Raw genomic sequence first — 21624 nt, forward strand, 5'->3', positions numbered from 1 at the left:
CATGATTGTAATTCCCGCGATAGATTTAAAAGACGGCCAATGCGTGCGCCTGCGCCAGGGCGAGATGGATGACGCCACTGTATTTTCCGATGATCCCCTGGCTACAGCTCAGCATTGGGTGAACGAGGGAGCCAAGCGACTGCACCTGGTGGACCTGAATGGCGCCTTCGCCGGCAACCCGGTGAACGGTGAAGCGGTAACTGCTATCGCCAAACAGTTTCCCGATTTACCGGTGCAAATTGGCGGAGGCATTCGCGATTTGCACACTATCGAGCGCTATCTGGATGCCGGTGTGCAGTGGGGGATTATCGGCACTGCGGCGGTAAAAAATCCCAAGCTGGTGGAAGAGGCGTGTCGCGAGTTCGAGGGCCATATTATTGTCGGACTCGATGCCAAAGATGGCTTGGTGGCTACCGAAGGCTGGGCTGAGGTCTCCGAGCTGAAGGCGACAGAACTGGCCAAGCGTTTTGCCGATTGCGGTGTCAGCTCTATTGTTTATACCGATATTGCCCGAGACGGCATGATGCAAGGCGTCAATATTGAGGCGACCCTGGAAATGGCCCGCGCAGTGCAGGTGCCTATTATTGCCTCCGGCGGTGTCAGCAGCATTGAGGATATCGAACAGCTGCTGGATGCCGGTGAAATCTACGGTGCGATTACCGGCAGGGCGATCTATGAAGACAAGTTGAACCTGCGCGAAGCGCAGCAGCTTTGCGACCAACGGAACAAGTAATGGCTCTGGCGAAACGTATTATTCCCTGTCTGGATGTGGACAACGGCCGTGTGGTGAAAGGTGTTAACTTTGTCGATATCCGCGATGCCGGCGACCCGGTGGAAATTGCCCGCCGGTACAACGAAGCGGGCGCGGATGAAGTCACTTTCCTCGATATCACCGCCACCCACGAGCAGCGCGATACTATCCTGCACACGGTGGAGAAAATGGCCCATGAGGTGTTTATCCCCCTTACTGTCGGTGGCGGTGTGCGCACCTTGCAAGATATCCGCAATCTGCTGAATGCCGGTGCGGACAAGACTGCAATCAATTCAGCGGCGGTGAAAAATCCCGAGTTTGTACGCGAGGCCGCCGAGCGCTTTGGCAGCCAGTGTATTGTGGTAGCCATTGATGCCAAACAGGTAGGAGAGGGCCGCTGGGAGATCTTCACCCATGGCGGGCGCCAACCCACTGGTATTGATGCTGTGGCTTGGGCCCGGCAGATGGCCGAATACGGTGCCGGTGAAATCCTGCTGACCAGTATGGATCGCGACGGTACCAAGAACGGTTTTGACCTGGCCCTGACCCGGGCGGTTACTGAGGCGGTTCAAGTGCCAGTCATTGCTTCCGGTGGTGTGGGAGATCTACAGCACCTGGCGGATGGCGTATTGCACGGCGGTGCGGATGCGGTATTGGCTGCGAGTATTTTTCACTTCGGCGAATACACCATTGCCGAAGCGAAAGCGTTTATGCACAGCGCAGGGATTGAAATGCGCTTGTAGGTAGGTGTAGGTCTTGCACGGCGGGCCCAGGGCCCGCCGTACTCTGCTTACTGCTGTTCGTCTGCGCGGGCAAGGCGCTCGCGCAAACCCCTGTCCCTGTGAGCGTAGAGATTGAGGCCCTTGAGTACATTGAGGGCTTCGAAGATTTGGTTGTCGCGATCCATCCAGTCTTCCCGTTCTTCCTGTTCTCTCGAGCGGTCTTCAGAAGTCCGGTCGGCACCACCGTTACCGTTGTCCAGATGCCCTGCCAAATCCGCTTCAGTGGGTCTGGGAGAGTCGTCCAAGCGGGTGACCTTCACCCGCTCTACCACGATATCCGGTGTGATGCCCTGGGCCTGGATTGAGCGGCCATTGGGGGTGAAGTAGAGCGCGGTTGTCAGCTTGATGGCGCGCTCATTATTGATAGGGATTACCGTTTGTACAGATCCTTTGCCGAAGCTGTCGGTGCCCATCACCACTGCGCGGCGGTGGTCCTGTAGGGCGCCGGCGACAATTTCCGCTGCAGAGGCGGAGCCCGCGTTGATTAATACAACCAGCGGAGCGCCTTCGGCTAAATCGCCCGGCTCGGCGGAATAGCTCAGGTTGGCGGCTTCATTGCGACCTTCGGTGTAGACCACCAGGCCCTCTTCCAAAAATGCATCCGCTACTTCCACCGAGGATTGCAGCACGCCACCGGGGTTGTTGCGCAGGTCGATAACCAGCCCTTTAAGTGCGCCTTTCTTCTGCAACTTGATCAGCTCGTCGGCCACATCGGCACCGGTGTCCAGCTGGAACTGGCTGATGCGCAGATAACCGTAGCCATCGTCGAGGACTTTGCTGCGCACACTGCGCACGCGCACGGTGTCCCGCTTGAGAGTGACATCGAAAGGCTCTTTAAAACCTTTGCGAGCGATGGTCAGGGTGACACTGCTTCCCTTGGGCCCGCGCATCCACTCCACCGCTTCATCCAGGCTCACGCCCTTCATGGATTTGCCCGACAGGCGCAGTATGACATCGCCGGCCTTGAGGCCTGCGCGGGAGGCGGGGGTGTCGTCCATGGGCGTGACGACGGTGATATGGTCGTTTTCGATGCCCACCTCGATCCCGAGGCCGGCAAACTCGCCGGTGGTGTTGGCTTGCAAATCGTCAAAGGAGCGGCGATCAAGGTAGGAGGAGTGGGGGTCCAGGCCCTGCAGCATGCCTTTGATGGCATATTCCAGCAGGGTGCGGTCGTCCACTTCCTCGATATAGCCCTGGCGAATTTGCTCGAAAACTTTGGCAAAGCTGCGCAGATCTTCCAGCGGCAGGCGGGCTTCAGTGTCTGCAGCCACCTGGGGATGGCTGTCGCCGTCGGTTAAACCCATTAAAGGCAGGGCTGTCAGAGCGGCTGCGCCGATCAAGGTTGTCAGCGCCTTGGGGATAAACATGTTGTTGTGACCTCTGCCTTATTTCTTCGCTGCTTTGCGAAAGTGTAGACCGCAGAGATTGGCAGGGATTCTAAGCGGACGCCAAATTCTACAGTGTCACGATCTTAGTCGTCATAAGCCCAGGGGTCTTACACCTGGGTTGGCTCCCGCTTTTATTCTCTTTTGGCGATAAAAAAGCCATTACTCCGCAGCTTTTCGTCGTGGTGCTTTCTCATTTAATTAGCACAGAGGCGGGAGTTGTGAGATGAAGTGGAGAGCATTAGGCGGGTGTGTAATCCCGATCGCTGCGATTTGCGAGGGGTCTCTATAACGGCTGCGTGGAAAATGCCCGGGATTTTGCACCTCGTGTTATGCCCCGCTCTGTGCCAGTTCCGATTAGGAGCGGCACCAAACTGTAGGGTCCTGTGCTTTACCCCGGTGGCGAATTTCGAAGTAAACACCGCTATGGCTGAGTCCACCGCTATTGCCAACCCGAGCGATGGTGTCACCACTTTCTACCCACTCGCCAATATTGCGGGTGAGGGACTGGTTGTGGGCGTAGAGACTCATATACTCCTCGCCGTGATCCAGGATAACCAGCATGCCGTGGCCGCGCAGGTAATCGGAGAAAACCACGCGGCCGCGGTGGATTGCCCGCACCGGCTCCCCTTCATTGGCGCGCAAGGTGACACCTTTCCAGGTGATGCCATTGGTCCGGCGCTGTCCATAGGCATTGGCGCGGCGGCCATCAACAGGCCACTGCATTTTGCCCCGCTGGCGCGCAAAGGGCTTTTGCTCGCTGGGGTTTACCAGTGAGGCGATGGCGCGACCCACTTCGTCGATCAATTTTTGCAGGCGTGTGCGATCTCCTTGGAGCTGCTTGAGTTCACCGCTGCCATCGGAGAGCCGCGCCGCCAGTTTGTCCAGCGTGTCCTTGCGATTCTGCTGTGCGACGCGCAGTTTGCTCTGGCGTTTCTGCAGCTGCTCTCGCTCGGCTTTCAAGGTTTCGCGCTCGCGCTCAATGGAGGCGGATACGGTTTCCAGTGAGGTGAGGGTTTCCAGGTAAGTGTCTATGATGCGGCTGCGTTCTTGGAGGAAGTAATCGTGGTAGCGGAGATGGCGGGCGACGTTCTGTGGATCTTGCTGGTTGAGCAGGAGCTTGATCTGCTCCTGTCGGCCTAGTCGGTATGCGGCGGCGATCTCCTGCTCGACCCGCCGCTGCATACTTCGTCGCGACTCCTGCAATTGCTGTTGTTCCTGCTGGAGTTCGCGCAGCTTGTCCGAGCGGCTGCGCATATCCTGTTTGATCTTGTCTATGCGCTGGTGCAGCCCGGAGATATCTTTCTCGTTCTCTTCCAAATCCTTGAGCAATTGGTCGCGCTGGCCCCGCACCTGGTTGAGCTCCTGTTGCAGGGACTCAATGCGTTGCTTGATTTGCGCCAGGCGCGCCTGCTCATCTCCCTCTGCCTGGCTCCAGGCGGGTAGGGAAATCAGTGTGATCAGGAAGAGTACGAGAGTTTTCATCAGTCCATTTTTACCAAACTTTGGCCGGTCATTTCCGCCGGCTGTGGCAGATCCATCAACGCTAACATGGTTGGTGCTACATCCGCCAGACTACCTCCGTCACACATTTGCACATTGCGCTCGCCGATATAAACAAAAGGCACCGGCAGAGTGGAGTGCTGGGTGCTGACCTGGCCGGAGTTGGCGTCGAACATCTCTTCCACATTGCCGTGGTCGGCAGTAATCAGCACCTCGCCGCCGGCAGCCAGAGCGGCGTTTACGACGCGCTCTACACACTGGTCCAGGGCTTCGACGGCTTTTACTGCCGCCTCGAAAACACCGGTATGGCCGACCATATCGCCGTTGGCGTAGTTGCAGATAATGGCGTCGTACTCACCGCTCTCAATCGCCGCTACCAGTTTTTCAGTGACGATTGGCGCATTCATTTCCGGTTGCAGATCGTAGGTGGCCACATCCGGTGACTTGATCAGTTCGCGGGTTTCGCCGTTGTAGGGCTCTTCGCGGCCGCCGCTAAAGAAGAAGGTAACGTGGGCGTACTTCTCTGTCTCGGCGATGCGCAGCTGGGTTTTGCCCTCTGCAGACAAGTACTCGCCGAGGGAGTTGACCAGGTTTTCCGGCGGGAAGGCACAGCTGGCGTGGATATCGGCAGCGTATTCGGTGGTCATAACGAAGTCCGCCAGTTGCGGTTTGGCTTTGCGCTCGAAGCCGCTGAAGTCCTGCTCGGTAAAAGCGCGGGTTAACTGGCGCGCGCGATCCGGGCGGAAATTCATAAAGATAAGGGCATCGCCTTCTTGGATGGGAGCGGGCTCGCCAATCACCGTTGGCGCGACAAACTCATCGTTTTCACCGCGCTCATAGGCCGAGGCCAGTCCTGCCAGGGCATCACTGGCACTGTGCTCTGCTGTACCCAGGGTCAGCATGTCGTAAACGGACTCAGTGCGCTCCCAGCGCTGGTCGCGATCCATGGCGAAGTAGCGCCCGGCCAGGGTAGCCATATGGGCATTGCCGACGGAGTCACACACCTGCATCAGGCGCGCCAGAGAGGGTTCGGCACTGCGCGGTGGGGTGTCGCGGCCATCGAGAAATGCGTGTACATAAATAGCGCGGGCGCCGCGCTGTGCCGCCAGGGTTATCATGGCGACAATATGGTCTTCGTGGCTGTGTACGCCGCCTTCGGACAGGAGTCCCATAATATGGACGGCGCCGTTGTTGGCGATAGCCTTATCGACCGCAGTGGTGTAAGCGGTATTGCGGAAGAAGTCGCCGTCCTGGATGGCTTTGTTGATCCGGGTAAAGTTCTGGTAGACCACTCGACCGGCACCCAGTGTCATATGGCCGACTTCCGAGTTGCCCATTTGTCCATCGGGCAGGCCCACCGCCATCCCGGAGGTCTGGATCAGGGTTTTTGGGCGGGTCGCCCAGATATTGTCCCAGACCGGAGACTTGGCTGCGTGAATCGCATTGTGCTCGGGATTGTCGCTGTGGCCGAAGCCGTCCAGAATCAGCAGGACCAGGGGGCGTTTTTGCGGGGCTTGCGTAGCGGCCATAGCGACAGTATTCCTCTTCCAAGGGTTAAATTGCGGACGCGGATTTTAACCTGTGGGGCTGGTATTTCACCATGTTATTTAGCTTAAGCCGGATTACAAAGAGGCTGGGGCGGAGGGATTTGGTTGATTAGAATTTCGCCATGATCGTGTATACTCCCGCCGGCATTGGGCGCCGTAGCGCCCTATTGATTACCACTTGAGGATTTTGGGGGCGAAGTGGATTTTCTCGACTTTTTAGCTGAGCAGTGGCTGTTGGTCGGCCTGCTTGTGGCATTGCTTTACGCATTTGTTTTGACTGAGCGATTCAAGTCTGGCGAGCCGGCATCACTTCATGAAGTGACCAAGCTGATCAATAGCGACGGGGCCAAGGTGCTGGATATTCGCGATCGCAGCGAGTTCACTGCCGGTCATATTGTCGACTCCCTGCATATTCCCCACGGGGATGTGGCTGAGCGCATTGCCGAGCTGGAACCGTTTAAAAACAAGACCATTATTGTCGCTGACAAGATGGGGCAGCACGCAGGTCCGGTGGGGCGCATGCTGAAACAGAAAGGTTTCCAAGTGCGTCGCCTGCAGGGCGGAATGAGCGAGTGGGCTAACCAGAACCTGCCTGTCGTTAAAGGCAAAGGTTAACCTGAAGTATAAGTTTGACGGAGTTTTGTCATGCAGAATGTTGTCATTTATACCACCCGTTTCTGCCCCTACTGTATTCGCGCCAAGCAGCTACTGGATAGCAAGGGTGTCGCTTATCGCGAAATCCCTGTGGACAATAATCCCGGCTTGCGCGCAGAAATGGCTGACAAGGCGGGGCGCCGCTCGGTGCCGCAGATTTGGATTGGCGATAAGCATGTAGGTGGTTGCGACGACCTGATGGCGTTGGAGCGCGGTGGCCGACTCGACAAATTGCTGAAAGCAGCGGGATAAGCGGAAAACTGACGCGGCCGCCAACATGCGGTCCCCAATTTTTGCTATTTATCCGGTCTGGGCCTTGAAACGTTTTATCGAGGCCCCAACTGTTGAGTTATTACCGGAGTCTTTCTCACGGAAGGCATCAATAAACTTTTTATAATGAACAGGCTGTAACATGGCTGAAGAATTAAATGGCGCAGCGGCAAACGCAGAGGCTCCACAAGTACAATTTGCGATGCAGCGCATCTACCTGAAAGACCTCTCCTTTGAAACCCCGATGGGTGCCGAGGTCTTCAAAAAGCAGTGGAAGCCCCAGGTTAATCAGGAGCTGAACACCAAGACCGCGAAGATCGAAGACGATCTGTACGAAGTGGCTCTGACCCTGACTATCACCGTAAAGCTGGAAGAAGACACCGCTTTCCTGGTGGAAGTAAAACAAGCTGGCCTGTTCGGTATCAAAGGTCTGGAAGGTCAACAGCTGGCCCAGGCCCTGAATACTGCCTGCCCGCAAATTCTGTTCCCCTACGCTCGCGAAGTGATCGATAACGCAGTAGTTAAAGGTTCTTTCCCGGCACTGATGTTGCCGCCTGTGAACTTCGACGCTCTGTTCGCTGCTGCCCTCGATAAGGCACAGAAAGAAGCAGAGGGCGCTCAAGCGAACGCTTAATTCGCTTTAGCCCAGCTGGCACGATAAAAAGGTCCCTTAGCGGGGCCTTTTTTTATATCTGTAATCTCCCCGGGGATAGCTTCCGCTTTACTGACTGCCCCTTCGCAACCGCAGCACAAACCTGGAGCCGCTTATGCAGTGGGATCTGCCAAACCCATTTATCACCAAAGTGACGGTTGGCGCCGAACATGTGGATGGTCTGAGTCATGCCAACAATGCGGAATATGTGCGCTGGTGTGAGGCCACCGCCTGGGCGCACAGCGCAGCCCTGGGTCTGGATGTCACGAATTATCAGCAGCTTGACCGGGGAATGGCAATTCGTCATGGCGAGTATGACTATATACTGGCGGCCAGAGAGGGGGAGGAATTGCTGTTTGGCACCTGGCTCACTGAGGTGGACGGGCGTCTGAATATGACTCGCCGCTTTCAGGTGTTTCGCGCCGCCGATAAGGCATTGGTATTGCGGGCCGAATGGCGGATGGTGTGCATTGAGCTTTCCACTGGCAAGCCAAAACGTATGCCGGCGATCTTCAAGGAAATTTACAGTCCGGCAGTGACTGCCCCGGAGGCTGAAAAAAATGAGTGAAGAGTTTGTATCCCTGACCAACAATTCAGGGGCGCTTAAGGACAAGACCATCTTTATCACTGGTGCCAGTCGTGGCATCGGCCGGGCGATTGCCCTCAAATGCGCGGCGGATGGTGCCAATATTGTGATTGCCGCTAAGTCGGCAGAACCACATCCCAAGCTTCCGGGAACCATCTTCTCGGTGGCGGAGGAAGTGGAGAAAGCCGGCGGCAATGCCCTGGCCCTGCAGGTGGATGTGCGCGATGAGCAGCGAGTAGAGCAGGCTATGTCGGAGGCTGCCGAAAAATTTGGCGGCATCGACGCTGTGATTAATAATGCGGGCGCGATCAACCTGACCAATGTTGAGTCGACACCACCCAAGCGCTACGACCTGATGCAGAGTATCAATAGTCGCGCGGTGTATCTCACCGCCCACTTGGCGACTCCCTACCTGAAGAAAGCTGACAATGCCCATATCCTCAGCCTGTGCCCACCGCTGAATATCCAGCCCAAGTGGTTGGGGCCCTTCGCTCCTTACGCCCTGTCAAAATTTGGTATGACCATTCTCAGCCTGGGTTTGGCAGAAGAGCTGCGTGAGGCGGGGATCAGCGTGAACACCTTGTGGCCGCGCACACTGGTGGCCACCGCTGCGATTGAGTTTGCGGTGGGTAGTCGCGATATGTTTGAGCAGAGCCGCAAGCCCTCAATTATGGCCGATGCGGCCTACGAGATACTGACGACTAAAGATGTCGCCTTGAGCGGTCGCCAGCTAATCGATGAAGAGCTGTTGGCAGAGCGCGGTGTGAAGGATTTCACCGGTTATGCCCACAATCCAGCCAATGCAGACAATTTAACCAAGGATTTATTTCTCGACTGACGCTGGCAGGGGGTATTTGTGAGCAGCGACAGCAAATTATTTAAAGACGCTCTCGGTGAAATGGGAGACGTTAAACCGCTGGCGCAGGAGCGCCGCGTCAATTTGCGCAAGGAGCCGAAGCAATCTGAGTCTATGTTGCGGGAGCGCCGCGCCGCTGCCACGCGCCTGACAGAGCGGGAAATGAACCCCCTGTCCGGTGAATATATTGATCTGGTAGAGCCATGGGATCCGTTGGAATTCAAGCGCGACGGTGTGCAAAACGGGGTCTATCGCAATTTGCGCCTGGGCAAATACAGCATAGATGCGCGCCTAGATTTACATCGCCACTCTGTGGAGATGGCGCGCAGGGCCGTGATGGAATTTATCCGTGATTGTGTTGAAGCGGATGTGCGCTGTGCCCTGATTACCCACGGTAAGGGTGAGGGGCGTAAGCAGCCGGCGTTATTGAAAAGCTGTATCAATCACTGGTTGCCGCAGCTGCATGAAGTATTGGCTTTTCACAGTGCGCAACCCCAACACGGGGGCTTGGGAGCGACTTATCTGCTGCTGAGAAAGAGTGAACGCAAGCGGCAGGAGAATCTGGAGATACATCAAAAACGCCGTTAAGGTTCTTTTGTAACTTTTCTGTCACTTATGCAAATTAAGATGCGCCGCTGAGGCTTTCCCCTCAAGAGTGCTTTTTTAGACTCCTAAAGCTCATCTTTTTGATTCTTCTTGATTGTCATTCTGGCGACCCAATGGGTCGCCTTTTTTATAGGGTTGGGCCTGGCGATAGCTGCGGTCTACTTGTTCAAACTCAATATAGGCACTGCCATCGGTATTGCTGATCATCATCTTGTTACCCACGATAACAATCAAATCAGACTTTCTCAGGGCATTGAGGTAATCGATCTCCAGTTCATCGCTGGGGTGTGCTCCCCCCATGCGCGCAATAGCGGGAATCCGCTCCCAGGTGAAAGCACCGCTGCTAGTGAGAGAAAATCGCCCCAGGTACGGATTGGTGCCACTGTTGCCCCTAACATAACCAAATTGATCGCATTTGAAAAAGGGTCTATCCCGCCAAAACCTGCTCCAGCTCAGGGTTGAGTCATAAGTGCGCCCGGAGTAATACAAGCTCGATAGCACCCACTCGTGCTCACAGGCAGACCAAGCTGATCGTTGGAGTTGGGGAATAGGGGGATTGGGGGTGCTGCAGCCTGCAAGCACCAGGTTGCATACGATAATACTCAGTAGTAAGTAAAAAGCACGACGTGGCATGATGTCGTTCTCATTGATTTTGCGACATTTAACCTAAAAATTTACAGGTCTTCTGTGGCGGCGTTCAAGGTCCGGCCTTTACGTATTCTATATAGATATCACCGGAGGGGTCACGAAGTATCAAACGATTCCCGCGCGATTTGGTAAATGCCTGGCGAGTGGCGGCGAGGGCACCGAGGTAGGCATGCTCTTGCCGCAGCAAGGGTTCGGGGCCGCCCATCTTGGTAGAGACAAAGCTGGAGGTATCCCAAAGTAACTGCCCGTTATCGGTTACCTGCACCTCTCCCCGATAGGTGTTTATGCCACTCCTCCCCATGACATTGCCTTGGAGATTGCACACAAAGGTAAAGTCCGCAGGCCTCTGGATGTCGACCACCCCACCATTGACGCGCAGGCGCACCAGCTGCCACTTCTTACCACAGACTGCTCCCATACTGCCTGAGGATTGAACAACTTGGGCTTCTTCTATTCGGTTTGTTAGACATCCGCCGACAACTAATAGGGCTCCCAGAAGCCATATTTGTACCAACCTACTCATCGACGAATAACTCCCAAACACAAACCCTTTTCCAGCCCACACCCAAGCCAGCCACTTTTCGGCTTTCACAAAAGCTTAGTTGTTGGCTGCCGTGACGAGACGACAGCAGTGACAAGCTATGCTTGCACTGATGTAAAAAAATAGTATTTGGCCATCGATTAAAGGACGGTCGTCGATATGATCAGGCGCACCAAAATTGTTGCCACCCTGGGTCCAGCTACCGATAAAGAAGAAACACTTCGGCAATTAATCAAGGCCGGTGTGGATATGGTTCGCCTGAACTTCTCTCATGGAAAAATTGATGATCACAGGCGTCGGGCAAAATTTGTCCGCGAGGAAGCCGAGCGTCAGTGCAGACATATTGCCCTGCTGGGAGATTTGCAGGGGCCCAAAATTCGTGTCGGAAAATTCACTGATGGGCGTATATATCTGCGCAAAGGTGAAGAATTTATTTTGGACCCGGATTGGGATAAAGATAGTGGCAGTCCTGAAGGTGTCTGGGTTGATTATGAAGCACTCGCAGAAGACTGTAATGAGGGAGACCGCCTGTTACTGGATGACGGCCGATTGAGTTTGCGCATCAAAAAAATTATTGGTTTGTCGTTAAAAACTGAAGTTGAAAATGGTGGCTGGTTATCTGATAGAAAGGGAATAAATAAGCAGGGAGGTGGCCTTACTGCGCCGGCACTGACAGAAAAAGACCATCGGGATATCAAAGTTGCCGCCGAGTTACAGGTAGATTATTTAGCCGTTTCTTTCCCTCGCGATGCTCGCGATATTCACAAAGCGAGAAAGTTACTCAGAGAGGCGGGTGGCACAGCACATATTATTGCCAAAATTGAAAGGGCTGAAGCGGTATCCAATGATGCTCGACTCGAGAAGCTTATCTTGGCCAGTGATGCCATTATGGTAGCGCGCGGTGATCTCGCCGTGGAGATTGGTGATGCAGAATTAATGGGAGTACAAAAACATTTAATCAGCTATGCCCGCTATCTCAATCGGGTAGTTATTACTGCGACACAAATGATGGAGTCGATGATTTCGAGCCCGGTACCTACTCGAGCAGAAGTCTGCGATGTGGCCAATGCAGTACTGGATGGTACTGATGCGGTAATGTTATCTGCTGAGACAGCGGCAGGTGAATATCCTATTGAAACCGTTAAGCATATGGCTGAAGTGATTCTTGGGGCAGAAAAACACCGTAAAATTTATTCCACGCCGGAAAGCCTTCGCGGCGATTACCCTGCGGGTGATGCGTGTATCGCCATGGCCGCCATGATCATAGCGAATCATTGCCGAGAAATTAAAGCCATTATTTGCCAGACCGAAACTGGAAATACTGCGTTATTGATGTCGAGAGTATGTGCATTAATTCCTATTTACGCTTTTTGTCGGCACCAGAAGTGCTGCAATCGTGTAGCCCTCTACAGCGGCGTTGACCCTGTATTAATGGATGTTTCTAATATGGACGGCCCGCTGCGAGATCAAAAAGCAATTTCTTATTTGCTGGATCAGGAACTGCTAATTTCAGGGGACTTCGTTTTGATATCCCGGGGTTATCAACAGGATATTGGTGGTCACACCGATACCCTGCGTATTGTCCGCGTGCCCTGATACAAACGATTAAATTACAAATTCTTACAGTGCAAATAACTTACCCCGCACGAACACATCTAACCAGTACCTTGGTCTCCAATTCCTGCTCAACACAGCGAAACTTCTGACCGTCAAGGGTTAATGACTTTGGGCTTCCCTGGGGCGCGGTTGTCGAACAACCGGCAACTCCTGTCGCCAGGGCCACGGCAAGCAGAATAAGTAGTATTTTCTGCACCGCAGTTACCTCTTTGAGTGGTGTGAGTGACGCATTCCCGAAGAACTTGTTTATTCAGGGTAGAGGTAATAGCTGTCATTGAGATGTATAGCGCGCCAATTTGTTAAAAGTGGCGACAGTGAGCTTGGATGGTGAGGCTATTTAAGTGGGCGGTTGCACTGAGGTTGGCGATTAACTTACCCCGCTGCGTCTTTTGATGGTTTGCTACAGCGGGGTTAGTTACCTAATAAAGCTTGGAGTTAGCGTCTACCGCGATGGTGTCCACCGCGAACACGATAGTGGCCTCTATGGCCCCGGTAGCCGCGATAACCGCCGCGGTGATAACTTCTATAGCCTCTGTGATGGGCCCGGTAGCGGGCGTGGGGTGACCGAGGATAATAGAAACGGTTGTAGTAGGGCATTCCGCGATAGTAGTAGCGAGCCCGGTAGCGAGGGTGGCCGCGGAATGATGCGGATCGGTAACTGGCGTAGCCACCGCGGTAATAGTAAGTATTCACCGGAGTGAAACCAACGGTTTGGTAAACCGGTGTCCTGTAGGAAGTTAAATAGATATTACTCGAAGCGTAATAGTTGGGCGTGGCATAGGGATAAGCGTAGGAGGAGGTGTAAGCGACTTGCCCTCCACTAGGGCCACCGTAACTGGTGTAGGTGGTGTAGTAACCATCGGTGGCACAGGCACCCAGGGCTAGGGCTGTGCACACCGTGGCGGTGAGAATCACCGTTTTTACAGCTCTATTCATAGTGCTTTCTCCGGTAAGTGGAAATTCCCCCCGGAGAGGCCCGGCAGGGGCCAAGCCCCTAGGCGCGCCAACTAGGCGAGCACAGAATCTCAGGTTTAGTAAGGTCTTGCACGCGGCGGTGGATCGACAATTTGATACTGGGTATTTACAACCGCAGGCGGTCTCAGGCGATAAAAGTTGCCGTCCCAGTAGAAGTTACAGTGCTGCATATTGTGACAGGTGCCATCCGGGTGGCAGTGGGCATAGCGACCACGCAGGTTGTAATACGTCTTGTTGTAATAAGGGCTGTATCCGTAATAACTGGCGGAACAATCGTTGCCTCCGCAAGGATAGCCGGATGTTCCATTACAGGCCGACAGAGCCAGTCCTGCTGCGATGGCGAGCGCACAACCTGAGCCTCGCAGCAATCTAGTGGGCAGCGGTTTCATCAAGACCTCCACACCTATTGGCGGGTAACACTTCTACATTCAGCCTAGCATTTTTGGCGCGTGAATCATCACGAGGCAGAGTAAATGTTCTAGCAAAGCTGAATACCGAGGTAGGTCTGTATTGGTTGATGGAAACTGTTCAGTTTCAATTTGATAGACCCACTTGTTCGGAGTCAAAAAAGGTAAGGTCGGCAGGCGGGTGAAACCACTAAAAATTCGCACATTGTGAGAAAAATGATTCTCTCGCAATGCGCGAATCAAGCCGTGAAGGCTCTTTAACCTAGTGACTGCTGGGCAGGAGATTGGGTTCTATTGACTCTAAGTAGGCGCCGCTGCTCAGCAACTGCTTTGCCTCTTCAATATCCGGGGCAAAGTAGCGGTCCTTGTCATAGAAAGGTACTCGGGCGCGAAGTTTTGATTTGGCGGCCTCCAGTTTTTCCGTGGATTTTAACGGCGCGCGGAAATCCAGTCCCTGGCAGGCAGCGAGTAGCTCCACCGCCAGGATGCCACAGGTATTGTCGGCCATATCCCGCAGGCGACGGCCGGCAAAGGTGGCCATGGATACATGGTCTTCCTGGTTGGCGGAGGTGGGCAGTGAGTCCACACAGGCTGGGTGCGCCATGGATTTGTTCTCACTGGCAAGCGCCGCTGAGGTGACCTGGGCGATCATAAAGCCGGAGTTCACCCCGCCATTTTCCACCAGGAAAGGAGGCAGGCCCGATAGGTTGCTGTCGATCAACAGCGCCATACGACGCTCGGAAAGGGAGCCGATTTCTGCTAACGCCAGCGCCAGGTTGTCGGCGACCATAGCAATAGGCTCCGCGTGGAAGTTACCGCCGGAAATAATGTCGGAGTTATCCGGATTTTCCTCGTCGGTAAATACCAGCGGGTTATCGGAAACACCGTTTGCCTCGGCCAACAATACTTCGGCAGCGAAGCGCATCTGCTGCAGACAGGCACCCATTACCTGGGGTTGACAGCGCAGGGAGTAGGGGTCCTGCACTTTTTCACAGAACTGGTGGGAATCACCGATCTGGCTGGTTTCACCAAGCAGGTCCCGATAAATTGCCGCTACGTCGCGCTGAGCCTGTTGGCCGCGGGCGTTGTGAATACGATCATCGAAGGGGCGGCGTGAGCCTTTGGCGGCTTCCAGGGTAATGGCACCGGTTACCAGGGCGCCGGCGAACAAGTCTTCACTGGCGAACAGGCCGAGCAGGGCAAAGGCGGTAGAAGCCTGGGTGCCGTTTAGCAGGGCGAGGCCCTCTTTGGGGGCCAGGGTAATGGGCTCTAGTCCCGCGGCTTTGAGGCCTTCGTGAGCACTCTTGCGCTCGCCCTTGATAAATACTTCCCCTTCACCGAGAAGTACCACGCTCATATGAGCCAGCGGCGCCAAATCGCCAGAAGCGCCGACAGAACCTTTCTCAGGGATAGCGGGGTAGACACCGGCATTGACCAGTTGCATTAAAGCTTCGATGACCTGCGGGCGCACGCCGGAGAATCCGCGCGCGAGCGAGTTGATTTTCAACACCATCAGCAGGCGCACGGTGGCTTCACTCATAAAGTTGCCGGTACCGGCGGCATGGCTCAGAACAATAGCGCGCTGCAGGTTTTCCAGGTCGTGCTTTTCAATACGGGTGTTGGCCAATAAACCAAAACCGGTATTAATTCCGTATACCGTGCGCCCTTCGGTAATAACCTGGGCAACAGTGTGGGCAGAGGCTTCAATAGCGGGGTAGGCGCTTTTCGCCAGGGACAGCTGCACCGACTCGCGGGCTACGCGGCGCAGTTGCGCAAGGCTCAATTGACCGGGATCGATTTCCAATTGATACATAAATTCATTCACCAAAAAATATTTACTGCTTAGCAGGCTGTTGAAAAACAGCCTGCGCGGGCGGTGCGAAAGCGCCTGCCGCAAAATCAAGCACTGCAAATGCTTGATTTGAGTGCCCATCTTTGTGGACATGTGCCGCAAAGATGGCTTGAAAAAGTCGCCTGTAGGCTTTTTCAACACCCTGTTAGGCGCCGGCGGCGCAGCCCGATAAAAATTATTCGGGCTGTAAAAGATTTCCGCCGGCGGTATTTTTATTGCGGTAAAAAATCAGTCGTTCAGCATGGGCAGGTCCAAGCCCTGCTCTTTTGCACATTTTTTTGCGATCTCGTAACCGGCATCGGCGTGGCGCATTACGCCGGTGGCGGGATCATTCCAGAGAACCCGTTCGATACGTTTGCGCGCAGCTTCGGTGCCGTCACAGACAATGACCACACCAGAGTGCTGGGAGAAGCCCATGCCTACGCCACCACCGTGATGCAGAGATACCCAGGTAGCGCCGGAGGCAGTGTTCAGCAGGGCATTCATCAGCGGCCAGTCGGAGACAGCGTCGGAACCATCCATCATGGCTTCAGTTTCGCGGTTGGGGCTCGCTACAGAGCCGCTGTCGAGGTGGTCGCGGCCGATCACTACCGGTGCTTCCAATTCACCGTTGGCTACCATCTCGTTAAATGCCAGTGCCAGGCGCGCGCGATCTTTCAGGCCCACCCAACAGATACGTGCGGGCAGTCCCTGGAAGTGAATCCGCTCGCGGGCCATATCGAGCCAGTTGTGCAGCTGCGGATTGTCGGGAATCAGTTCTTTAACCTTGGCATCGGTTTTGTAGATATCTTCCGGGTTGCCGGACAGGGCCGCCCAGCGGAAAGGACCGACACCTTCGCAGAACAGCGGGCGAATATAAGCGGGTACAAAGCCGGGGAAATCAAAGGCATTTTCCACACCTTCCTCGAGAGCCATCTGACGAATATTGTTGCCGTAGTCGAGGGTTGCGGCTCCGCGCTTTTGCAGCTCCAGCATGGCTTCAACCTGAACCGCCATAGACTGTTTGGCTGCCTTTACTACTGCGGCTTCATCTTTCTTGCGCATCTCCGCAGCGTATTCCATGGTCCAGCCCTGGGGCAGGTAGCCATTTAAAGGATCGTGTGCGGAAGTCTGGTCGGTAACCGAATCCGGCAGAATATTGCGCTTTACAATTTCCGGGAAAATATCTGCTGCGTTGCCCAGCAGGCCAACGGAAATGGCTTCGCCTTTTTCCATCGCGGCTTCAATCATTTGCAGGGCTTCGTCGAGGCTGGTGGCTTTTTTGTCTACATAGCCAGTGCGCAGACGGAAGTCGATACGGGTTTCGTCGCACTCTACTGCGATCATGCTGAAACCAGCCATCGTCGCCGCCAGTGGCTGAGCGCCACCCATGCCGCCGAGGCCACCGGTAAGAATCCATTTGCCTTTCGCTTCGCCATTAAAATGTTTGCGTGCGACGGCGGCAAAGGTTTCATAGGTGCCCTGGACGATGCCTTGGGAGCCGATATAAATCCAAGAGCCGGCAGTCATCTGGCCGTACATGGCCAGGCCTTTTTTATCCAGCTCGTTAAAGTGTTCCCAGTTGGCCCAGTGGGGTACCAGGTTGGAGTTGGCAATTAATACCCGGGGTGCATCGGCGTGGGTTTTAAAGACTCCGACAGGCTTGCCGGACTGCACCAGCAGGGTTTCGTCGTCTTCCAGGCGCTTCAGCACTTCGACAATCTTGTCGTAGCACTCCCAATCCCGCGCGGCCCGGCCGATACCACCGTACACCACCAGGTCCTCCGGGCGTTCAGCTACCTCGGCGTCCAGGTTGTTCATCAACATGCGCAGGGGAGCTTCGGTGAGCCAGCTTTTGGCATTGAGCTCACTGCCGCGAGGCGCGCGGATTTTGCGGCTGGGATCGTGGCGTTTGTCGGTAGACATAGCTTCCTCGTCAATTTTTCTCGTAAAAAAATTCACACGTCCCGGATTTGATTGTTTCTTTTCCCAGGGCGCGCGGGATAAATCAATAACTAGAATCTCAGTTGTGCACCGAGGCGGTATCGATTGCCTGGGTGAACCAGGCGCGCGAAGCTCACGGTGCCGGCACTGCATTTAGTGCGCCGCCAAACCTGGAGGCACGCATCTCCGGGGGCAATTTCCAGAGCGTGGGCGATAGCGGCTTCCGCAGCTATGGCCTCGACGGTTGTATCGGCCTCGGTCAGCGGTGCGACTTTGGAAAGATAGGCGTTGGGGGTGGTGTGGGCGAAGTCCTGGTCCAGGTAATCTGGAGCCAAGGCTGGGTTGGTAAACCGCTCTTCCCACTGCACCGGCAAGCCGTTGTCACAGTGCACAATAATGGAGTGAAACACTTTTGCCTGTTCGGGCACTTCCAATGCCAGGGCTACATCGGCGCTGGCGACACAGGGCTGAGCTAACAGAATGCGGTTGCTGTAACTGTGCCCCCGGGCCGAGATCTCGTCGGCGATATTGCGCACTTCCAACAGTGAGCTGGCGGGCACCGGCTCGGCGACAAAAGTACCCAGCCCCTGGGAGCGCATCAGAACGCGCTCATCGGTTAACTCGGTGAGTGCCCGCCTTGCGGTCATCCGGCTCACACTGAATTGCTGTGCCAGTTGGTTCTCCGAGGGCACCTGGGAGTGAATTGGCCACTCGCCAGACTCAATTTGTTGGCGGATATGGCGCTTGATGGCCGCGTATCGGGGTTCACTTGCAGTATTCATAGACTCAGGTACAGTGCTTCCGTGGCTTGTATATTGTTGTATATACAAGAATAGTTACGGCTACTATGGTTTCCCTGCTGCGGGCTGTCAAGTCGATGAGGGGAACTGTATCCTGCCCGTTACTGGTTTGTCGGTCATCGGGCCGAGCATCTATGGTTTAAAAGGAAAAGCGTGCCGCTAAAAGCTTATGTCAGAACGCTGTGATTTGCTGATTACCAATTTGAATGCCGCCACAATGGACCCATCCATTGCCGGTGGTTACGGTGTTATCGAGGATGCTGCAATTGCGGTAACCAAAGGTCGGATCGTTTGGATTGGTCCCCGCCGGGATCTGCCCGAGTGCACCCCAGACCGCATTGTTGATGGCGAAGGTCAATGGGCAACTCCGGGCCTGATCGATTGCCACACGCATCTCGTATATGGAGGCCATCGCGCAGGGGAGTTTGCCCGTCGCCTGGGGGGAGAGAGTTACGAAGAAGTGGCTCGCTCTGGCGGGGGTATTATTTCTACCGTGCGGGCGACACGGGGTGCCAGTGCCGAGAACCTGTATAAGTTGGCTGAGCCCCGTCTGCACGCCCTGATGGCCGAAGGCGTTACAACCGTGGAAATTAAATCCGGTTATGGCCTGGACCTGGATACTGAACTAAAGCAATTGCGCACCGCGAGACGCCTGGCGCAACACAACTCAGTGGAAATAGTAACGACCTGTCTGGCAGCTCACGCTCTGCCACCGGAATACGACGGTCGTGCCGATGAATATATCGACCTTATCTGCGAGCAGATATTGCCCGCTGTAGCCCGCGAGCAACTGGCCGATGCCGTGGATATGTTTTGCGAGACGATTGGATTTACTGTCGATCAGTGCCAGAGAGTTATCGATGCAGCGAAAAAACTGGACCTGCCAGTAAAAGTGCACGCCGAGCAGTTGGCGCGTACAGGGGCTACTGAAATGGCGGCAAAGTCCGGGGCATTATCGGTAGATCATATTGAATACATCAGCGATGCGGATGTCCGGGCCATGGCGGAAAGCGGCACCGTGGCCGTCCTCCTGCCGGGTGCTTTCTATACGCTGCACGAAACCCAGGTTCCGCCCATTGAAAAATTACGCGAGGCGGGGGTTTGTATGGCATTGGCTACAGACCTTAATCCCGGGAGTTGTCCAATCGCTTCCCTACGTTTGATGATGAATATGGGTTGTCAGCTGTTTGGCTTAACTCCGGCAGAAGCTCTCGCAGGTGTTACCCGTGCAGCCGCTCGGGCATTGGGTTTGTGCTGTTCTCGCGGTGTACTGCGCGAGGGGCTGCGAGCAGATATTGTTCTTTGGCCGATGGATACCCCGGATCAGCTCGCTTATGAAGTTGGCGCTTTAAAGCCTGCAAGAATTTTCCTGGAGGGGCGCGATGTTACAGCTTGCTGATATGCAACTGAGAATCGGGTAAGTTGATTCTTAGGGTGGATGTATATCGGAAATAAGGATAAGTTGGTGCTAAATGAGCAACAATATTATCAACAATTTTTATAAGGTTTTTGCGCCCATTATTATCTGAGAATTGGAATGTTGATCTCTATTTAGTATCTATCGAGGGCTTTATTTTTAGTTCATGAGTGCCGCTTTGTATTTACAATGGGCGACACTTTTTGATACTGCTAACCAATGTCACAGCGTTGGCTGATAAATAGGGCATACTTATAAACTGTAAGCCTCTTTAGATTTACAATCGGAATAAATAAACGGTCCCCTCTTAACATTAATGATCAGGGGGCTGTAACCGATAAATAAGTAATAAGGCTTTTTGTATACCTTACATTTTCACAGGAAGTGCATCTTGCCTTTGCAATATCTCTATATCAGTTAATGCACACTAAATTCATTACTCTAAAGCTAGGAGCTCTTGAAAATGAGTAATTCCAGTCTTTCAGGAGCAGTGGTGCTCCCGCAAGAAAATCCTCGTATTTTGGCCTTTGATCTGACCCGAGGCATTGCCGTACTGTTTATGATTGCTATTCACGTCTTATATCATTATGGACGAACAGACGTGGCAGACAGTGCTATTGGTGTTGCTATCCAGGTATCTGCGGGAACTCCGGCAGCTTCAGTGTTTATGCTGATTATGGGTATTTTCATTGGCTATAGTTCGAAGCCGAGTCTGAAACAGGATTTGTTTCGTGCTGCTGGTCTTTTTGCAATAGGGTATTTACTTAATTTCGCCCGTGGCACAGTGCCTATGTGGCTTTCTTTACAGTTTGGCCTTGTGACACAAGAGCAACTGGGAGAATACACACCGCTGAGTGAATTTCTTATGGTAGATATTTTCCAGTTTGCTGGCCTTGCGCTTGCTATTTGTGCACTAGTCAGGCACTTCTTGCCTCATCCTATATACTGGCTCGCTGCGGCAGCTATCGTAGCATTCGGCTCCTCACTCGTCTGGGATATCGGCAGTAACTCCGTTGTTATTGACGAAATTTTACAGTTGTTTTTTGGCAATAAGCGCGAAGGGGTAATGTTCCCGTTATTTTCCTGGCTTGCCTATCCCCTCGCAGGCATGGCAGTTGGCTACTGGTTTAAAAATACAAAAAATATAGATGCATTGTTCTCACGCAGCATATGGATTGGCTTAGCCCTAATGAGCATAGGTGGCCTTCTAATCATGTTGAATACGCAATACTTTTTTGCCGAAAACATGAGAGGTGGCCCAGGTCTAATTATTCTGCTTATTGGCTATACTTTCCTTTGGCTTTGGATTAGTAATTTCCTCTTAAACAAAGTAAAGAACAGAAAGCTCATTGACGTAATGGTGTTTTGGGGTAAAAACATAACTCCGTTCTATATTGCTCAGTGGTTGATAATTGGATGGGGATTAATGTTAGTTGGTTCCCAGCAGCTTGGTATGGCCAGTACATTAACAGCAATGTTTATCGTACTCCTGCTTTCTCATATCGGGACTCGAGCTTGGGTTAATTTCCGTTCCCACAAAGGGAAAGCTATGGAGCAGCCTGCAGCGTCTGCGGTATAGTACCGACATGCAACACGTGCTGTTGAAAAATGCGGCGCGTTAGTGTTATAGAAGCGCAACTTAAATGCTTCTTTTCCGTGACATATTTTAAGGTACTCGCAGAGGGCATTGCTTGATCGTCTACTTCCAAAAGTATCGGCAGCTCTCGCGTTGGGGCTTTACAGTTCCCACAGCCCACTGTGCGAAGGTTTGCGCGCGCATATTGCGCACGGCCAATGGATATTCCGGTTCAACTTGCCTACAAAGTGGGGGCTTGAAGCCAATAAAGATCTT

Annotated in this window: 22 protein-coding genes; 11 read left to right on the plus strand and 11 right to left on the minus strand. The window is 53.9% G+C overall.

Annotated elements, in window-relative coordinates:
- Position 1: 1 nt before the first annotated feature.
- Together hisA and hisF are read left to right on the plus strand one after the other, a co-directional pair.
- The gene (gene hisA, locus ACJJIR_RS00245; RefSeq protein WP_413663754.1) at positions 2-733 is read left to right on the plus strand and encodes a 1-(5-phosphoribosyl)-5-[(5-phosphoribosylamino)methylideneamino]imidazole-4-carboxamide isomerase; all 732 of its coding nucleotides are present in this window, start codon (positions 2-4) and stop codon (positions 731-733) included.
- Positions 733-1494, plus strand: coding sequence for an imidazole glycerol phosphate synthase subunit HisF (gene hisF, locus ACJJIR_RS00250; protein WP_282930766.1), 762 nt, complete (start codon positions 733-735; stop codon positions 1492-1494). The genes hisA and hisF overlap by 1 nt, the downstream gene beginning before the upstream one ends.
- A 47-nt stretch (positions 1495-1541) precedes the next feature.
- On the opposite strand, the gene ACJJIR_RS00255 is transcribed toward hisF, so the two are convergent.
- The 3 genes from ACJJIR_RS00255 to gpmI all read right to left on the minus strand — a co-directional run bounded on the left by ACJJIR_RS00255 (position 1542) and on the right by gpmI (position 5950).
- The gene (locus tag ACJJIR_RS00255; protein WP_444906910.1) at positions 1542-2900 is read right to left on the minus strand and encodes a S41 family peptidase; all 1359 of its coding nucleotides are present in this window, start codon (positions 2898-2900) and stop codon (positions 1542-1544) included.
- A 375-nt stretch (positions 2901-3275) separates the two neighbouring features.
- The gene (locus ACJJIR_RS00260; RefSeq protein WP_444906911.1) at positions 3276-4403 is read right to left on the minus strand and encodes a murein hydrolase activator EnvC family protein; all 1128 of its coding nucleotides are present in this window, start codon (positions 4401-4403) and stop codon (positions 3276-3278) included.
- Entirely contained in the window at positions 4403-5950 is a 1548-nt protein-coding gene (gene gpmI, locus ACJJIR_RS00265) for a 2,3-bisphosphoglycerate-independent phosphoglycerate mutase (RefSeq protein WP_444906912.1), read from the minus strand. The genes ACJJIR_RS00260 and gpmI overlap by 1 nt, the downstream gene beginning before the upstream one ends.
- Before the next feature lie 216 nt (positions 5951-6166).
- Between gpmI and ACJJIR_RS00270 the strand changes: the two genes are divergently transcribed.
- The 6 genes from ACJJIR_RS00270 to smrA all read left to right on the plus strand — a co-directional run bounded on the left by ACJJIR_RS00270 (position 6167) and on the right by smrA (position 9574).
- Positions 6167-6583: a rhodanese-like domain-containing protein gene (locus ACJJIR_RS00270; RefSeq protein ID WP_444906913.1), complete on the plus strand. Its 417-nt coding sequence runs from the start codon at positions 6167-6169 to the stop codon at positions 6581-6583.
- A gap of 30 nt (positions 6584-6613) precedes the next feature.
- The gene (grxC, locus tag ACJJIR_RS00275) at positions 6614-6874 is read left to right on the plus strand and encodes a glutaredoxin 3 (RefSeq protein ID WP_282930771.1); all 261 of its coding nucleotides are present in this window, start codon (positions 6614-6616) and stop codon (positions 6872-6874) included.
- 160 nt (positions 6875-7034) lie between these two features.
- Positions 7035-7526, plus strand: a complete 492-nt coding sequence (gene secB, locus ACJJIR_RS00280) for a protein-export chaperone SecB (RefSeq protein ID WP_282930772.1) — start codon at positions 7035-7037, stop codon at positions 7524-7526.
- A 133-nt stretch (positions 7527-7659) separates the two neighbouring features.
- Positions 7660-8112, plus strand: coding sequence for an acyl-CoA thioesterase (locus tag ACJJIR_RS00285; RefSeq protein ID WP_282930773.1), 453 nt, complete (start codon positions 7660-7662; stop codon positions 8110-8112).
- Positions 8105-8968: an SDR family oxidoreductase gene (locus ACJJIR_RS00290; RefSeq protein WP_282930774.1), complete on the plus strand. Its 864-nt coding sequence runs from the start codon at positions 8105-8107 to the stop codon at positions 8966-8968. Before ACJJIR_RS00285 ends, ACJJIR_RS00290 begins: the two co-directional genes overlap by 8 nt.
- 18 nt (positions 8969-8986) lie before the next feature.
- Positions 8987-9574: a DNA endonuclease SmrA gene (smrA, locus tag ACJJIR_RS00295; RefSeq protein ID WP_444892318.1), complete on the plus strand. Its 588-nt coding sequence runs from the start codon at positions 8987-8989 to the stop codon at positions 9572-9574.
- Positions 9575-9664: 90 nt separating this feature from the next.
- Here the strand turns inward: smrA and ACJJIR_RS00300 are convergent, their stop codons facing one another.
- Positions 9665-10225 carry an META domain-containing protein gene (locus ACJJIR_RS00300; RefSeq protein WP_282930776.1) on the minus strand — a complete coding sequence of 187 codons (561 nt, stop codon included), beginning with the start codon at positions 10223-10225 and terminating at the stop codon, positions 9665-9667.
- A 64-nt stretch (positions 10226-10289) separates the two neighbouring features.
- Positions 10290-10763 (minus strand): META domain-containing protein, encoded by a 474-nt coding sequence (locus ACJJIR_RS00305; protein ID WP_413663749.1) that lies wholly within the window; start codon positions 10761-10763, stop codon positions 10290-10292.
- 177 nt (positions 10764-10940) lie between these two features.
- Here ACJJIR_RS00305 and pyk point away from each other — a divergent pair, with 177 nt between their 5' ends.
- The gene (gene pyk, locus ACJJIR_RS00310; RefSeq protein ID WP_282930778.1) at positions 10941-12377 is read left to right on the plus strand and encodes a pyruvate kinase; all 1437 of its coding nucleotides are present in this window, start codon (positions 10941-10943) and stop codon (positions 12375-12377) included.
- Between the two features lie 40 nt (positions 12378-12417).
- Here pyk and ACJJIR_RS00315 read toward each other — a convergent pair whose 3' ends face one another.
- The 6 genes from ACJJIR_RS00315 to hutC form a co-directional block, all read right to left on the minus strand.
- Positions 12418-12594, minus strand: a complete 177-nt coding sequence (locus ACJJIR_RS00315; RefSeq protein WP_413663747.1) for a hypothetical protein — start codon at positions 12592-12594, stop codon at positions 12418-12420.
- 239 nt (positions 12595-12833) lie between these two features.
- Complete coding sequence (locus ACJJIR_RS00320; protein ID WP_444906914.1) at positions 12834-13334, minus strand: hypothetical protein; 501 nt, start codon at positions 13332-13334, stop codon at positions 12834-12836.
- 95 nt (positions 13335-13429) lie between these two features.
- Complete coding sequence (locus ACJJIR_RS00325; protein ID WP_282930781.1) at positions 13430-13762, minus strand: hypothetical protein; 333 nt, start codon at positions 13760-13762, stop codon at positions 13430-13432.
- 280 nt (positions 13763-14042) lie between these two features.
- The gene (gene hutH, locus ACJJIR_RS00330) at positions 14043-15593 is read right to left on the minus strand and encodes a histidine ammonia-lyase (protein ID WP_444906915.1); all 1551 of its coding nucleotides are present in this window, start codon (positions 15591-15593) and stop codon (positions 14043-14045) included.
- A gap of 267 nt (positions 15594-15860) precedes the next feature.
- Positions 15861-17537, minus strand: a complete 1677-nt coding sequence (gene hutU / locus ACJJIR_RS00335; RefSeq protein WP_444906916.1) for a urocanate hydratase — start codon at positions 17535-17537, stop codon at positions 15861-15863.
- Between the two features lie 89 nt (positions 17538-17626).
- Positions 17627-18337 (minus strand): histidine utilization transcriptional repressor HutC, encoded by a 711-nt coding sequence (gene hutC, locus ACJJIR_RS00340; RefSeq protein WP_282930784.1) that lies wholly within the window; start codon positions 18335-18337, stop codon positions 17627-17629.
- A 187-nt stretch (positions 18338-18524) separates the two neighbouring features.
- Here hutC and hutI point away from each other — a divergent pair, with 187 nt between their 5' ends.
- Positions 18525-19754, plus strand: coding sequence for an imidazolonepropionase (hutI, locus tag ACJJIR_RS00345; RefSeq protein WP_413663744.1), 1230 nt, complete (start codon positions 18525-18527; stop codon positions 19752-19754).
- Positions 19755-20235: 481 nt separating this feature from the next.
- A complete protein-coding gene (locus ACJJIR_RS00350; protein ID WP_444906917.1) occupies positions 20236-21351 on the plus strand; it encodes a heparan-alpha-glucosaminide N-acetyltransferase domain-containing protein in 1116 nt (371 codons plus the stop codon).
- The last annotated feature ends 273 nt before the right edge of the window (positions 21352-21624 follow it).

This window comes from Microbulbifer maximicatervae (SeqCode), from assembly GCF_052467385.1.

Excerpts from the sequence above, each read along its gene's own strand:
- ACJJIR_RS00325 (WP_282930781.1), bottom strand. The coding sequence starts at position 13,762 with ATGAAACCGCTGCCCACTAGATTGCTGCGAGGCTCAGGTTGTGCGCTC.
- hutC (WP_282930784.1), bottom strand. The coding sequence starts at position 18,337 with ATGAATACTGCAAGTGAACCCCGATACGCGGCCATCAAGCGCCATATC.
- ACJJIR_RS00305 (WP_413663749.1), bottom strand. The coding sequence starts at position 10,763 with ATGAGTAGGTTGGTACAAATATGGCTTCTGGGAGCCCTATTAGTTGTC.
- pyk (WP_282930778.1), top strand. The coding sequence starts at position 10,941 with ATGATCAGGCGCACCAAAATTGTTGCCACCCTGGGTCCAGCTACCGAT.
- grxC (WP_282930771.1), top strand. The coding sequence starts at position 6,614 with ATGCAGAATGTTGTCATTTATACCACCCGTTTCTGCCCCTACTGTATT.
- ACJJIR_RS00260 (WP_444906911.1), bottom strand. The coding sequence starts at position 4,403 with ATGAAAACTCTCGTACTCTTCCTGATCACACTGATTTCCCTACCCGCC.
- hutH (WP_444906915.1), bottom strand. The coding sequence starts at position 15,593 with ATGTATCAATTGGAAATCGATCCCGGTCAATTGAGCCTTGCGCAACTG.
- ACJJIR_RS00255 (WP_444906910.1), bottom strand. The coding sequence starts at position 2,900 with ATGTTTATCCCCAAGGCGCTGACAACCTTGATCGGCGCAGCCGCTCTG.
- ACJJIR_RS00300 (WP_282930776.1), bottom strand. The coding sequence starts at position 10,225 with ATGCCACGTCGTGCTTTTTACTTACTACTGAGTATTATCGTATGCAAC.
- ACJJIR_RS00290 (WP_282930774.1), top strand. The coding sequence starts at position 8,105 with ATGAGTGAAGAGTTTGTATCCCTGACCAACAATTCAGGGGCGCTTAAG.
- hisA (WP_413663754.1), top strand. The coding sequence starts at position 2 with ATGATTGTAATTCCCGCGATAGATTTAAAAGACGGCCAATGCGTGCGC.
- hutU (WP_444906916.1), bottom strand. The coding sequence starts at position 17,537 with ATGTCTACCGACAAACGCCACGATCCCAGCCGCAAAATCCGCGCGCCT.
- secB (WP_282930772.1), top strand. The coding sequence starts at position 7,035 with ATGGCTGAAGAATTAAATGGCGCAGCGGCAAACGCAGAGGCTCCACAA.
- hisF (WP_282930766.1), top strand. The coding sequence starts at position 733 with ATGGCTCTGGCGAAACGTATTATTCCCTGTCTGGATGTGGACAACGGC.
- gpmI (WP_444906912.1), bottom strand. The coding sequence starts at position 5,950 with ATGGCCGCTACGCAAGCCCCGCAAAAACGCCCCCTGGTCCTGCTGATT.
- ACJJIR_RS00285 (WP_282930773.1), top strand. The coding sequence starts at position 7,660 with ATGCAGTGGGATCTGCCAAACCCATTTATCACCAAAGTGACGGTTGGC.
- hutI (WP_413663744.1), top strand. The coding sequence starts at position 18,525 with ATGTCAGAACGCTGTGATTTGCTGATTACCAATTTGAATGCCGCCACA.
- ACJJIR_RS00320 (WP_444906914.1), bottom strand. The coding sequence starts at position 13,334 with ATGAATAGAGCTGTAAAAACGGTGATTCTCACCGCCACGGTGTGCACA.
- ACJJIR_RS00350 (WP_444906917.1), top strand. The coding sequence starts at position 20,236 with ATGAGTAATTCCAGTCTTTCAGGAGCAGTGGTGCTCCCGCAAGAAAAT.